The organism is Sphingomonas sp. Ant H11, assembly GCF_000797515.1.
Lineage (GTDB): Bacteria > Pseudomonadota > Alphaproteobacteria > Sphingomonadales > Sphingomonadaceae > Sphingomonas.
Genome location: NZ_JSBN01000036.1, coordinates 1 through 13,279 on the forward strand (window position 1 = coordinate 1; position 13,279 = coordinate 13,279).

Consider the following 13,279-nt stretch of genomic DNA (forward strand, 5'->3'; position numbering starts at 1 on the left):
GCGCGTTCCAGCCCGGCCGAACGCGCGGCAGCGGCAGCCGATTGCGCCTTGGCCTCGGCCAGTCGCTGACGCTGGTCGGCGGTATCCTGCGCCGGTGCTACACTTGCACCCGCCAGCGCCAGCGCCCCGATCAAAAAGCCCCGCCCGCGCATCTTACCCCTCGCGGTGATAGGGATGGTTGGCGAGAATGCTGGTCGCGCGGTACAATTGCTCCGCCAGCATCGCGCGCGCCAACAAGTGCGGCCAGGTCGCCCGCCCGAAGCTCAGCAACACATCGGCCTCGGCGCGCTGCGCATCGTCAAAGCCATCCGCCGCCCCGATCAGAAAGCGCGCCTCACGCACGCCGCCATCGCGCCACTTCTCCAACGTCGCCGCAAGATCGCGCGAGGGCAGCACCTGCCCGGTCTCGTCGAGCATCACCACGCGCGTGCCCGGCTCGACCGCAGGCATCTTGCCGCCGGTATCGGGCAATTCGGTCATCTTGAACGGCCAGGCCAGCCGCTTGACATAGCGCTCGACCAATTCGGCCTCCGGCCCGCGCCCGATCCGACCACGGGCAACGATGTGGAGCAGCATTGTTGACTCCGTTGCGAGAGGTCTTAGCCCACGCCTGCCCCGGCGAAGGCCGGGGCCCAATCGCAGAGACCGCTGCTCGTAAGCGCTGCGCGCACCATCTCACCGCTCACGACTGGGCCCCGGCCTTCGCCGGGGAGGCAGAAGATCGTGCGATCAATCCGCAATCGCCGGGGCGACCGGCGGCGTCGGCGCATCGCCAAACGCCCACATCCGTTCCAGATTGTAGAAGGTGCGCACTTCGGGACGGAACAGATGCACGATCACGTCCCCGGCATCGAGCAGCACCCAATCCGCGGTCGGCAGACCTTCGATGCGGGTCTGGCGGCCAAGCTCGCCCTTGATCTTTTCGGCGAGCTTCTGCGCCATCGACGCGACCTGGCGGGTCGAACGCCCACTGGCGATGACCATGTAATCCGCGATGCTCGATTTGCCCGCGAGCGGGATCGAGATGGTGTCGACCGCCTGATCGTCGTCGAGCGACGCGAGCACGAGCCGATGCAGCGCCTCGACCTCATCGGGTTCGGACGCGCGATAAACAGGAGAAGATGAGGCCAAGACGATTCCTATGCAGAAGGTGGGGACGGTTCATCTGGCAGGAAATGCCGCTGCCAGGCGGGGTCGGCAGCACGAAGCTGCGTCGCGGAGTGCGGGTCGGGGCGGAAGCGCAACAGCACGAGTGCCGGCAATCTCCACTGCGTCCAGTTCTTCGCCTGGTGTGCGGGCCGACGTGCGCGCCGCAACCAGCCCATCGCGGGAGCCGCGAGAGCAGCATGTTCATACCCCGGACGCGCGATAACCGCAATCGGAACCTCACGCGCGATCCGGCGCCACCCTTTCCACTGGTCGAACTGCACGAGATTGTCCGATCCCATCAGCCAGATGAACTGCTTCTTGGGGAAGAGTCGCCGCAATTTGGTGACCGTATCGACGGTGTAGCGGGTGCCGAGACGCTGCTCGATCGCACTCACCCGGATCGGCGCATGCCGCGCCACGCGCGCCGCCGAGGCGAAGCGCGCCGCGAACGGTGCCATGTCCCCGCTCTTCTCCTTCAACGGATTGCCGGGCGACACCAGCCACCACACTTCATCAAGCGCGAGCGCCTCCAGCGCCGCCAGGCTGATCGCGCGGTGCCCCGCATGCGCTGGATTGAACGAACCGCCGAGAATGCCGATGCGCGTCCGTGTCGCCGTCTTCAACCGCGCACCTGCCCGGTGCCATAGCCGACCCATTTGTAGGTCGTCAGGCCCTCGAGCGCCACTGGGCCGCGCGCGTGCAAGCGCCCGGTGGCGATGCCGATTTCGGCACCGAGCCCGAATTCGCCGCCATCGGCAAATTGCGTCGAGGCGTTCCACAGCACGATCGCACTGTCGACTTCGGCGAGGAAGCGCGTCGCGACGCGTTCGTCATTCGCGACGATCGCGTCGGTGTGGTGCGAGCTGTGGCGCGCGATGAAACGCAATGCACCGTCGAGGCCGTCGACCAGCCCCGCCGAGGCAATCGCCTCGAGATATTCGGTGTCCCAGTCGGCATCGGTCGCGGACACCAGATCGGGCACCAGCGCGCGCAGGCCGGGGCCGCCGCGCACCTCGCAGCCAGCATCGCGCAAAGCGGAGACCAGCCCCACCGGATCGGGATAAGCGCGATCGATCAGCAACGTCTCCATCGCACCGCACACGCCGGTGCGCCGCATCTTGGCATCGACCACGATCGACCGGGCCATCGCCGGATCGGCCGAGGCATCGACATAGATGTGGTTGATGCCGTCGAGATGCGCGAGCACGGGCACACGCGCCTCGGCTTGGACGCGCGCTACCAGCCCCTTGCCGCCGCGCGGTACGATCAGGTCGATCGCGCCTGCGCCCGCCGATCCGTCGGCCGCCAGCATCGCGCCGACGGCGGCCCGGTCGGTGGTGGGCACCAGTTGCGCGGCATCGGCGGGGATGCCTTCGGCCACCAGGCCCGACACGAGCGCGGCGTGGATCGCGCGGTTGCTCTCGATCGCCTCCGAGCCCCCGCGCAGAATCACAGCATTGCCCGCCATCACCGCGAGCGCGGCGGCATCGGCGGTCACATTGGGGCGGCTTTCATAGATAATGCCGATCACGCCGATCGGCACGCGGACGCGGCGCAGGCGCAGGCCGTTGGGGCGCTCGCTCTCGTCGATGATCGCGCCGACCGGATCTGCCAGTCCCGCAACGGCGGCAACGCCGTCCGCCATCGCCGCCACGCGCCCGCTATCGAGCTTCAACCGGTCGAGCATCGCGTTCGACAGACCGGCTTCCGTCGCCTTGGCCATATCGGTGGCGTTGGCGGACAGGATCTGCGGCGCGGCATCGCGCAGCGCCTGCGCGGCCGCACGCAACGCAGCCGCCTTGGTCGCTGTCGGCAGCGTCGCCAGCGTGCGGGCAGCGGCGCGAGCGCGGTTGGTCATGTCGGCGAGCAGAATCGTGGCATCGTTCATGAAACCGTCGCTATCACGAGCAAGGCCGCCCCCGCAAAAGCTATCGCATTCGCAAAAGCCGCTGCTATGCTCCGCGCATGTCGGGGGAAATCGGGGCAGCGGGCGATATCGCAACGGGCATGCTGGTCGGCCGTGTGGCCGAACCGCATGCTGGCGAAATCGTCCATCGCGCACATGAGCATGGGCTTTGCCTGAATTGCGGAACGTCGCTGCACGGCGACTTTTGCCATGCCTGCGGCCAGGCCGGGCATGTCCACCGTTCACTGCACTCGATCGGCCATGATCTGCTGCACGGCGTGTTCCACTTTGAAGGCAAGATCTGGCGCACCTTGCCGATGCTGGCATTCCACCCCGGTGCACTGACGCGACGCTATATCGCGGGTGAGCGCGCACGCTTCGTCTCGCCGCTGGCGTTGTTCCTGTTTTCGGTGTTCCTGATGTTCGCGACGATCCACGCGATCGCGGGGGAACTCGGCATCGGCATGCCGCCCGAGGCGCGCACCAGGGCGGTGCAGAACATCGATGCCAATATCGCCAAGAACACGGCGCGGCTCGCCGAGCTGCAAGCAACGCCCAATGCGCCCGGTGCCGCGGAAAAAATCGCTGAGTTGAAGGACGATATGACCTCGCTCACCGCAGCGCGCAATGTGATGTCGGGCAAGGCAATGCAGGACATCCCGCTTAGCTTCGACGACGTTCACACCAGTTGGCACGCGCTCGACAAGGGGCTGGCCAAGGCGAGGGAGAACCCGGGACTGGTACTCTACAAACTGCAGTCGAGCGCGTACAAATATAGCTGGGCGCTGATCCCGATCTCAACGCCGTTCGTGGCGTTGCTGTTTCTGTGGCGGCGACGCTTCCAGATGTACGACCATGCGATCTTCGTGACCTATTCGATCGCCTTCATGATGATGCTGGTGGTGACGCTGACGCTGCTATCGACCGCAGGCGTATCGTCGTGGCTGATCGAGCGGGCGGCGCTGATCATTCCCCCCGTCCACATGTTCGCACAATTGCGCGGCGCTTATGGGCTGCGCAAGCGGTCGGCGCTGTGGCGCACTGTCGCCCTTCTGATCTTTGCCTGGGTCGCGTTGCTCGCCTTTGCCGCGATGCTGCTCGTTATGGGGCTGATGGAATAGCCGCTTGGCGGCAGCGGATTTCGGCTGCGGCTTATCCCATAAAAAAAGGCCGCGCCCGATGCTTCGGACGCAGCCTTTTCTTGCCTCTTGGTGCCTGGCATCAGGCTCCGGCAGGTGCCGGATTGCCGAAGCCGCTGCCGCCCTTGGGCTTCCGCGTCTTGGGGATAGACGTGCCAGCCCCCGGCACCGATGGCGATTTGGGGCCGTCGTCGCGACTGATGCTGCCCTCGGCGACGAGCTTCAGGATCTCATCGCCCGACAGCGTCTCATATTCGAGCAAGGCCCCTGCCAGCAGGTGAAGCTGGTCGATATGCTCGGTCAGCAGATGCTTGGCACGGTCGAGACCGCCCTGGACGATCGCCTTGATCTCGTCGTCGATCAATTGCGCGGTCTGGTTGGACATGCGCACCGGCTGCGAATTCGAATAGCCAAGGAAGGATTCGCCTTCGGGCTGGGCATATTCGACCGGGCCAACCTTGTCGGACATGCCCCATTTGGTGACCATGTCGCGCGCCAGGCCGGTGGCATATTGAATGTCCGACGAAGCACCCGACGACACCTTGTCATAACCGAAGATCACTTCCTCGGCGACGCGCCCGCCCATCGAAACGGCGAGGTTGGCGTACATCTTGTCGCGGTGATAGCTGTACGAATCGCGTTCCGGCAGGCGCATCACCATGCCCAATGCGCGACCGCGCGGGATGATCGTGGCCTTGTGGATCGGGTCGGACGCTGCTTCGTGGATCGAGACGATCGCATGGCCGGCCTCATGATAGGCGGTCATGCGCTTTTCTTCGTCGGTCATCACCATCGAGCGCCGTTCGGCCCCCATCATGACCTTGTCCTTGGCTTCTTCGAACTCGCTCATCGCGACCAGCCGCTTGCCTTTCCGCGCAGCCAGCAGAGCAGCTTCGTTGACGAGATTGGCGAGATCGGCACCCGAGAAGCCGGGCGTACCGCGGGCGATGACGCGCGCATCGACGTCGGGTGCCAGCGGCACCTTCTTCATATGCACTTCGAGGATCTTTACGCGGCCTTCAATGTCGGGCCGGGGCACGACGACCTGGCGATCGAACCGGCCCGGACGCAGCAAGGCTGGATCGAGCACATCCGGCCGGTTGGTGGCGGCGATGATGATGATGCCTTCATTCGCCTCGAACCCGTCCATCTCGACCAGCAACTGGTTGAGCGTCTGTTCGCGTTCGTCATTGCCATTGCCGAGGCCGGCACCACGATGGCGGCCGACCGCGTCGATTTCGTCGATGAAGACGATGCAGGGGGCCGACTTCTTGGCCTGTTCGAACATGTCGCGCACGCGGCTGGCACCGACGCCGACGAACATCTCGACGAAATCGGACCCCGAAATGGTGAAGAACGGCACGCCCGCCTCACCCGCAATCGCGCGGGCGAGCAGCGTCTTGCCGGTGCCCGGCGAGCCGACCAGCAACGCGCCCTTAGGAATCTTGCCGCCGAGGCGGGCAAACTTGGTCGGGTCCTTGAGGAACTCGACAATCTCCTGCAACTCCTCGCGCGCTTCGTCGATACCGGCGACATCATCGAAGGTCACGCGGCCTTCCTTCTGGGTCAGCATCTTGGCGCGGCTCTTGCCGAAGCCCATCGCGCCCGAGCCGGTGTTCTTCTGCATCTGGCGCAGCACGAAATAGCCAAGGCCGAGGAACAGGAAGAACGGCAGCGAATTGACCAGCAGGATCTGCCAGATCGGCGCGCCCTCTTCGGGCTTGGCGCTGATCACGACGCCCTTTTCGCGCAGGCGATCGGTCAGGCGCGGGTCCTGCGGCGCGAAGGTGCGGAATTTGGTGGTGTCGTTGTACGTTCCGGTAACAACCTCGCCCGCGATATTGACGTCATGGACCGCACCGCTCTCGACCTTGTCGAGGAACGCCGAATAGGGGATCTGCGCCGCTGCGGGGCCAGGCTCGCGATTGCCGATCAGCGTGACGAACAACGCCAGCGCGACGAGGATGCCAACCCAGATGAGCAGCGACTTCATCCACGGGTTGGGCCCGCCAGTGTTGGAGCCGGGCTGCTTGTCGTTGTCGTTCATGCGGAAACGTACCTTTCTCGATCTCTCAAGATAGGCGCATGAGGATTAATGGCAATGGAATGCGCCAAGCAAATTCGCCGATCAGAGTGAGCGACGCGGCGGTTGCGGGGCGAAACGCCACACTTTTCCCCGCACCGACACCATGATTCCGGCCTGGGTCGCGGTCTTGCCCGCCGCAAGTGCGTCTAGCAGCGGTTCGATATTGGTCGAGTCGTCGAAGGACGGGCGGACAATGCCGTTCACCGCGCGCACCGAATGGATTGCGGAGCGGCACATCCGGCGTTGCACCTCGCGCGGAAGATCGGTCAGGTCGAGCCAGCTTTGCAAGTCTGGATCGTCAACCCCTTCGGGCGTGACCTTTCGCGTCGTCCACAGCCACGCCTCGATCTCGCGCAGCGTCGCATCGGCCTCGGCGACGTAGCCAGCCGACCGTGCAAGCTGCGCAGGATCAAGCCATGGCGTGTCGCGGAGCAGCGCGCGAAAACGCGTGCGGTCATAATGCGGATCTGCATTGCTGGGGTCATCGACGAAGGGCATCGCCGCTGCGACCACCAAAGCCCGCAATTCCGCCACGCGCCATCCGAGGAGCGGGCGGACCAAATCGACCCCGCCGCATCGGCCGGGAGCAACCACTTCGCGCCGCTGTCGTGCGCGGATGCCCGCCAGCCCTGCCACACCCGACCCGCGTGCGGCGCGCATCAGGAAGGTTTCGGCCTGATCGTCGGCATGATGCGCGGTAGCAAGGCAGCTCGCGCCGATCTCGGCCGCCCAGCGCAGCAGCAGCTCATAACGTACAGCCCGGCGCGCGCCTGCACCGACCCGGGTCCAATCGGCTCTGCCACCACGAGTGTGGTGTGTGGCACCCCGGCGTTGGCACACCAGGCGGCGACCATCCGCGCCTCGGCGGCAGCGGCGGCGCGCAAGCGGTGATCGACCGTGGCCGCGTGAACTTGCCCCGGAAACGCCGCAGCCGCGAGCGCGAGCATCGCCATGCTGTCGGGCCCGCCCGACACCGCCAGCGCGATCGGCGCATCGGGCGGGACGGCACCCCCCAGCACATGCGCAAGATCACCGCCGAACCGCTCGACCGCCGCACGGTCGAGCGCGCTCATCTCACGAACAATTGGCGGCGGCGCGGCCCTTGGCGACGCCTGCCTTCATCTTTGGGTCGGCATCGACCTTGGCACCGTAGGTCCGCGTAAGCTCGGTATAGACCTTGCACACTTGGGCGGCGGGCTTGTCGAGTTTCACCAGTGCCTGGGCCAGATAATAAAGGCTTTCGGGCGCGCGGTCGCCATCGGGCCATTTCTTGTAATTGTCGTAAAAGGCAAGGCTGGCAAGCGACGGCTTGCCATCTTCCAGATACGACCGGCCCAGCAGATTCTGCGCATAGCTCGCGCGCTTGTGGGTCGGGAATTTGGTGGTGACGATGGTGAACTGCGCCTCGGCCTCGGGGTAGAGCTTCGCCGCCCACAGCCGATAGCCGTAGAGATAGGTGTCTTCGGCAGCGTCCCCAGTGTCCGGCCGATCGATCGCGGCGAGCTTCGCCCCACGTTCGGGGTCCTTCGCAACAACCGTGCGCACGACCGGCGGCGGGGTCACGCCGCCCTTGGTCGGGGCCGGCTTGGCCGCCGTCGGCTTGTCGGAGGGCCGGTCCGCTACGGGGCGTACCGGAGTGGGGCGATCATCGGCACCGGGCGACTGGATCGGTGCGGGCTCTGCTGCGGCTGCGGCCGCCGCTGCCGCAGCCGCTGCATTCGCTTCGAGCGTCTTCAATCGCCCCTCGACCAGTTGCAGGCGATGCTGATTGGTTTCGATTTGCGCGGTCATGCCGCGCAACTGCGTTTCCAGCGAATCGACGCGCGCGGTCAGGTCCGCGACCGGGCTGGTGGGCGAGCCCGACAGGATCGTGTCCGGGTTGGTCGGCTGGTTCTCGGGCTGGACATATTGCCCGCTTCCGCCCGGAAACACCTTGCGCTGCACCGCGCGCATCTCGCCTTCGAGCCGGTCCACCCGCCCCTCAATTGCAGCGCCGGTCGTGCGCTGGGCAAATGCTGGCTGGGGGGCCAGGGCAGTTCCAGCCACGACCAGTGCAGAGATCAGATAAGTGCGCATTCGACACCCCCCGGTGTAAATAGAAATCGCGCAACGAACCTCGCCATTGCGCAGACGATCATGGTTTCGGCGTCGCGCCCGGCGTGGGCCCGGTCGGCTCCGGGGCGACGGGAGCGGCGATGTTGAGCGGCGGTTCGACCGAGGCCGAACCCGCACGATCGCGATGCGCGGCGGGGCTTGCCGTGCTCCGCGATGCCGCACGCGTCGGGGGCGGCGGGCGTCGGGGGTGCGGCAACGGCCGGATTAGGCTGTGCTGCCCCGCGTGCCCCGAGCGTCGCCGCGTCGATCGGCACGTCCTTGATCGCAACCTTGCCGTCACCAAGCGGCGCGACCTGCGTTCCGCCCACCGTCACCTGCAATTTGTCGGGACGCCCGACATTGATCATCGGGCCGACAGCATCGCCGGGCACCGCATAGGTGTCCCCGGCCTTCATTGTGCCGATGAACAAGGTCTTTCCGGCCTTGTCATAGACTTTCAGCCACACCTCGTCGTCGCGGTCAACACCACGGCACCCGTCGGCGCGGCAGGCGTGGGTGCAGCCGTCGGCGCGTCCGCGACCGGTGCGGTTGGCTCGGCAGCGGGCGTCGTGGCCACGCTCTCCTCGCCGCGAAACAGGTTGGTCCCGTAAAACACCCCGACCCCAACCAGCAGTATGATCGCCACCAGCAGCGTCACCATCGCCAGACCGCGCGTCGGCACGCGCGACGGCTCGTCGATCTGATAGGCCTCATATTCGGTTCGCCGGACCGCATTGGGCTGATCGCTGGCACCGCGCACCTCGCGCGCGATCGCGACTTCGTCGATCCCGACCGCACGGGCATAGGCTTTGGCGAAACCCACCGAATAGGTGATCGACGGCAAGGTCGCGTAATTGCCGAGTTCGATCGCTTCGAGCTGGCGCACCGGTACGCGAGTCCGCGCAGCGATCTCGGCGAGGGACAAGCCCTGCGCCTCACGCGCCTCGCGCAGCTTTTCCCCGGCAGTCTTGGGGAACAGCGTTGCCTCTTCGGACGGTAACGGATCGGTCATGCGTCTCTCCGGCAGGATGGGTGCGGCCCAATCTTTGTCCTGCCCTGCGATCGTGTCTCACAAAGGGGGGCAGACAAGTCAACGGCCTGTCGCATCCTCCATCGCCCGATCACGCCAGTTCAACGCCGTTTTCGGTCGCCCAAGCCGAAAGCGCGCCGCGCATATCGCGCGGAGGTGCCTTGAGCAGCGCTGCCATATGCGCCGTCAATGCCGCCCGATCGAGCGAGCGCACCATCGCCTTGATCGGCCCGACCGCCGCCGGCGTGATCGACAGACGATCGATGCCGAGCCCGATCAGCGCCATCGCTTCCAACGGACGCCCGCCCATTTCGCCGCACACCGTCAACTGCACGCCCGCCGCCCGCGTCGGTTCGACCAGCTTGAGCAGAAAGCGCAAGATCGCGGCGCTCAACCAGTCATAACGTTCGGCGAGCTTGGGATTGGCGCGATCGGCGGCGAAGAGAAATTGCGTCAGGTCATTGGTGCCGACCGACAGGAAGGCAATATTGGGCAGCAGCACGTCAAGCTGCTCGGCAAGCGCCGGCACTTCAAGCATCGCGCCATAGCGGATGTCGGTCGGCAGCTTCTTGCCGCGCGCGCCCAGCCAGTCGCGCTGCGCTTCGAACAGTGCACGCGCTTCGTCAAACTCCCACGGCTCGCTGACCATCGGGAACATCACGTTGAGCGTGCGCCCGGCCGCCGCCTCCAGCAGCGCGCGCGCCTGCACCTTCATCAGCCCGCCGCGTTCGAGTGCGAGCCGGATCGCGCGCCAGCCCATCGCCGGATTTTCTTCGTCGGCATCTTCCTTGTTGAGATAGGGCAGCGCCTTGTCGCCGCCGATGTCGACCGTGCGGAACACCACGGGCCGATCGCCCGCTGCGTCGAGCACATCGCGGTACAAACGCTGCTGGCGCTCGCGCGAGGGCAAGGTGGCGGAGACGAGAAACTGGAATTCGGTGCGGAACAGGCCGATGCCGTCGGCACCGGTCACATCGAGCGCCGAAACATCGTCGCGCAGCCCGGCATTGACCATCACCGTCAACCGGTGGCCGTCCTTGGTGACCGGGGCCTCGCTCTTCAGTGCAGCGAACACCGCACGGCGTTTCTGGCGCAATTCCAGCGCGGTCTGGAACGCTTCCTCCATCGCCGCCGATGGCCGCGCAAAGACGTTGCCTGCGGTGACATCGAGCAGCAGCAAATCGCCCTCGCCCACCAAACGCCGCACGTCGCGCACGCGGCCAAGCACCGGTACCCCCATTGCCCGCGCGACAATGGTGACGTGCGCGGTGAGCGACCCTTCTTCGAGCAGCACGCCCTTCAGCCGCCGCCGATCATATTCGAGCAATTCGGCGGGCCCCAAGTTGCGCGCGATCAGAATCGTATCCTGCCGCAAGCCCATTTGCGCGGCGGTGCCCATCTGGCCCGACACGATCCGCAACAGCCGGTTCGACAGATCCTCAAGATCGTGCATCCGATCGGCCAGCAACGGATCGTCGATCTGGCGCATCCGCATCCGCGTGCGTTGCTGCACGCGCTCGATGGCCGCTTCTGCGGTCAGCCCGGAATCGATCGCTTCGTTGATGCGCCGCGCCCAGCCTTCGTCATAGGCGAACATCTTATAGGTCTCGAGCACCTCTTCATGCTCGCCGCCGACGCGAATTCGGCTTGTGCGGCGATCCGCTCGATCTGCTCGCGCATCTTGTCGAACGCGGCATAGACGCGGTGGCGCTCGGCCTCGGTATCCTCGGCGACGATATGTTCGACATGGACGCGCGGCTGGTGGAACACGGCATAGCCGCTCGCCATGCCATCGACGAGCTTCAGCCCGGCAATGCGCATTGCGGCGGTCGATTGCGGGCGCATCGTCGCGGCACCGCTGGCATCGACCAGTTCGGCATTGGCGATGAGTTCGCTCAGCACCATCGCCACGGTCTGCAAGGCCTCGATCTCGACCTCGTCATATTTGCGCGGATCGACATGCTGGACCGACAGCACGCCGACTGCGCGTTCACGCCGGATGATCGGCACGCCTGCAAAGCTGCGGAACTTTTCCTCGCCGGTTTCGGGATTGTGGACGAAGTCGGGATGGCTCGCCGCTTCGTCGAGGTTGAGCATTTCGACCGTCTGCGCGATCGTGCCGACCAGACCTTCGCCCAAGGCCAGCTTGGTGACGTGCACCGCCTCCTGCGCCAGCCCGCGCGTGGCGTAAAGTTCGAGTACGCCCTCGCGCAGCAGATAGATCGAGCAGACCTCGCTCGCCATCGCCTCGCCAACGATGTTGACCACCGCATTGAGCTTGGCCTGCGCAGGCGTGCGCGAGGCCATCACGTCATGCAGACGACGGAGGATTTCGCGGGCGGAGGCGGCGGCGCTTGGCATGGTACCCGGCTAACAGATTGGTGCAGGGCTTGGCTATCGTGCGACGCACAAGATTTGTTTGGGGGGCTCTTTCTTATTCCCTTCCCGCTTGCGGGAGGGGAGTTTTACACGTCGAACAAGCTTTCCTGCGCGCCTTCGGGCGGGGTCAGGCCAAGATGCTTCCACCCGCCCGCATTGAGGCAACGCCCGCGCGCGGTGCGCGCGATCAGGCCGAGCTGGATGAGATACGGCTCGATCACTTCCTCGACCGTGTCGCGCGGTTCGCTTAAGCCCGCCGCAAGCGTCTCCACGCCGACCGGGCCACCGCGATAAATGTCGGCGATCATCATCAGATAGCGCCGATCCATCGCGTCGAGCCCGAGCCGGTCGACTTCCAACCGATTGAGCGCGGCATCTGCGGCGCGCGCATCGACCAGATCGTGCCCTGCCGCATGCGCGAAATCGCGCACCCGCCGCAGCAACCGCCCGGCGATGCGCGGCGTGCCGCGCGAACGCCGCGCCACCTCGGTCGCGCCATCGGGCGAGATGGCGAGGCCGAGCAGCCCCGCCGCGCGCGTGACCACGCTGGTCAATTCCTCGACCGTATAGAAAGACAGCCGCACCGGAATGCCGAAGCGATCGCGCAAGGGGGTCGTCAGCAAACCCTGCCGCGTGGTTGCGCCGATCAGCGTGAAGCGCGGCAAATCGATCCGCACGCTGCGCGCGCTTGGCCCCTCGCCGATCATCAGATCGAGCGCGCGGTCCTCCATTGCGGGATACAGCACTTCCTCGACCGCCGGTTGCAGCCGGTGGATCTCGTCGATGAAGAGCACGTCGCCATCTTCGAGATTGGTGAGCAGGGCGGCGAGATCACCCGATTTGGCGATCACCGGCCCCGAGGTGGCGCGGAAGCCAACGCCCATTTCGCGCGCGACGATCTGCGCCAGCGTCGTCTTGCCAAGGCCGGGGGGCCCGAAGAACAGCACATGGTCGAGCGCATCGCCCCGCGCCCGCGCAGCCGTAATGAAGATCCGCAGATTCTCGCGCGCAGCCTTCTGCCCGACGAAATCGTCGAGCGACTTCGGACGCAGCGCGGCGTCGACGTCCTCGGCGGTGCGGGCGGGGGTGAGGAGGCGATCGTCGGTCATGACGCGGCGATAGCGTGCCGGGGCTGGGCGCGGCAAGGCACAGGCGCTAGGATACCGGCATGACTGTCCTGCCCGAGCTGTTCGTCGCCTCGTCGCTTGCGCCCAGCCTGATCGCAGCCCTGGAAGAGCGCTTCACCCTGCACCGCCATGCCCCACCGCCGAGCACGCGCGCGATCGTCGGTGGCGGGATGACACGGCTCGATGCGGCCCTGCTCGACCGGCTGCCCGCGCTCGAAATCGTCGCGATCCACGGTGTCGGGCATGATCGCATCGATCTGGCGGCAGCAAGCGCGCGGCGTGCGCGTGACCACCACGCCCGACGTGCTGACCGAGGATGTCGCGACCTCGCCATCGCCCTGTGGCTGGCGGTCGAGCGCCGGGTGGCCG

At 66.1% G+C, this 13,279-nt stretch carries 12 protein-coding genes and 2 pseudogenes; 2 read left to right on the top strand and 12 right to left on the bottom strand.

The features are described from left to right. Nucleotides 1-153: 153 nt before the first annotated feature. From NW75_RS08300 to NW75_RS08315, 4 genes are all read right to left on the bottom strand, one after another. Nucleotides 154-576 carry a 23S rRNA (pseudouridine(1915)-N(3))-methyltransferase RlmH gene (locus tag NW75_RS08300; RefSeq protein ID WP_033964676.1) on the bottom strand — a complete coding sequence of 141 codons (423 nt, stop codon included), beginning with the start codon at nt 574-576 and terminating at the stop codon, nt 154-156. Between the two features lie 153 nt (nt 577-729). After that, nucleotides 730-1,131, bottom strand: coding sequence for a ribosome silencing factor (rsfS, locus tag NW75_RS08305; protein ID WP_033964677.1), 402 nt, complete (start codon nt 1,129-1,131; stop codon nt 730-732). Nucleotides 1,132-1,139: 8 nt separating this feature from the next. Beyond that, complete coding sequence (locus NW75_RS08310) at nt 1,140-1,805, bottom strand: nicotinate-nucleotide adenylyltransferase (RefSeq protein WP_052192313.1); 666 nt, start codon at nt 1,803-1,805, stop codon at nt 1,140-1,142. Then, on the bottom strand, nt 1,769-3,037 hold the full coding sequence (locus tag NW75_RS08315; protein ID WP_033964679.1) for a glutamate-5-semialdehyde dehydrogenase: 1,269 nt from the start codon (nt 3,035-3,037) through the stop codon (nt 1,769-1,771). Before NW75_RS08315 ends, NW75_RS08310 begins: the two co-directional genes overlap by 37 nt. A gap of 77 nt (nt 3,038-3,114) precedes the next feature. Here NW75_RS08315 and NW75_RS08320 point away from each other — a divergent pair, with 77 nt between their 5' ends. Then, complete coding sequence (locus NW75_RS08320) at nt 3,115-4,176, top strand: DUF3667 domain-containing protein (protein ID WP_033964680.1); 1,062 nt, start codon at nt 3,115-3,117, stop codon at nt 4,174-4,176. Between the two features lie 100 nt (nt 4,177-4,276). Here the strand turns inward: NW75_RS08320 and ftsH are convergent, their stop codons facing one another. The 8 genes and pseudogenes from ftsH to ruvB all read right to left on the bottom strand — a co-directional run bounded on the left by ftsH (nt 4,277) and on the right by ruvB (nt 12,892). Continuing rightward, nucleotides 4,277-6,241, bottom strand: coding sequence for an ATP-dependent zinc metalloprotease FtsH (gene ftsH, locus NW75_RS08325; RefSeq protein WP_033964681.1), 1,965 nt, complete (start codon nt 6,239-6,241; stop codon nt 4,277-4,279). 81 nt (nt 6,242-6,322) lie between these two features. Continuing rightward, nucleotides 6,323-7,024 (bottom strand): tRNA lysidine(34) synthetase, encoded by a 702-nt coding sequence (locus tag NW75_RS08330; protein ID WP_269430300.1) that lies wholly within the window; start codon nt 7,022-7,024, stop codon nt 6,323-6,325. After that, a complete protein-coding gene (locus NW75_RS27295) occupies nt 6,940-7,353 on the bottom strand; it encodes an ATP-binding protein (protein ID WP_269430299.1) in 414 nt (137 codons plus the stop codon). The genes NW75_RS08330 and NW75_RS27295 overlap by 85 nt, the downstream gene beginning before the upstream one ends. A gap of 1 nt (nt 7,354) precedes the next feature. Then, nucleotides 7,355-8,356 (bottom strand): tetratricopeptide repeat protein, encoded by a 1,002-nt coding sequence (locus NW75_RS08335; protein ID WP_033964682.1) that lies wholly within the window; start codon nt 8,354-8,356, stop codon nt 7,355-7,357. Continuing rightward, a complete protein-coding gene (locus NW75_RS26150; RefSeq protein WP_231565055.1) occupies nt 8,341-8,841 on the bottom strand; it encodes a DUF4115 domain-containing protein in 501 nt (166 codons plus the stop codon). The genes NW75_RS08335 and NW75_RS26150 overlap by 16 nt, the downstream gene beginning before the upstream one ends. Then, nucleotides 8,832-9,386, bottom strand: coding sequence for a helix-turn-helix domain-containing protein (locus NW75_RS26155; RefSeq protein ID WP_231565056.1), 555 nt, complete (start codon nt 9,384-9,386; stop codon nt 8,832-8,834). The genes NW75_RS26150 and NW75_RS26155 overlap by 10 nt, the downstream gene beginning before the upstream one ends. 109 nt (nt 9,387-9,495) lie before the next feature. After that, nucleotides 9,496-11,765: pseudogene (ptsP, locus tag NW75_RS08345) on the bottom strand (phosphoenolpyruvate--protein phosphotransferase). A gap of 104 nt (nt 11,766-11,869) precedes the next feature. Next, a complete protein-coding gene (gene ruvB / locus NW75_RS08350) occupies nt 11,870-12,892 on the bottom strand; it encodes a Holliday junction branch migration DNA helicase RuvB (RefSeq protein ID WP_033964683.1) in 1,023 nt (340 codons plus the stop codon). Nucleotides 12,893-12,951: 59 nt separating this feature from the next. On the opposite strand from ruvB, the pseudogene NW75_RS08355 reads away from it, so the two are divergent. Then, nucleotides 12,952-13,279, top strand: a pseudogene (locus tag NW75_RS08355) (2-hydroxyacid dehydrogenase); the annotation flags it as partial.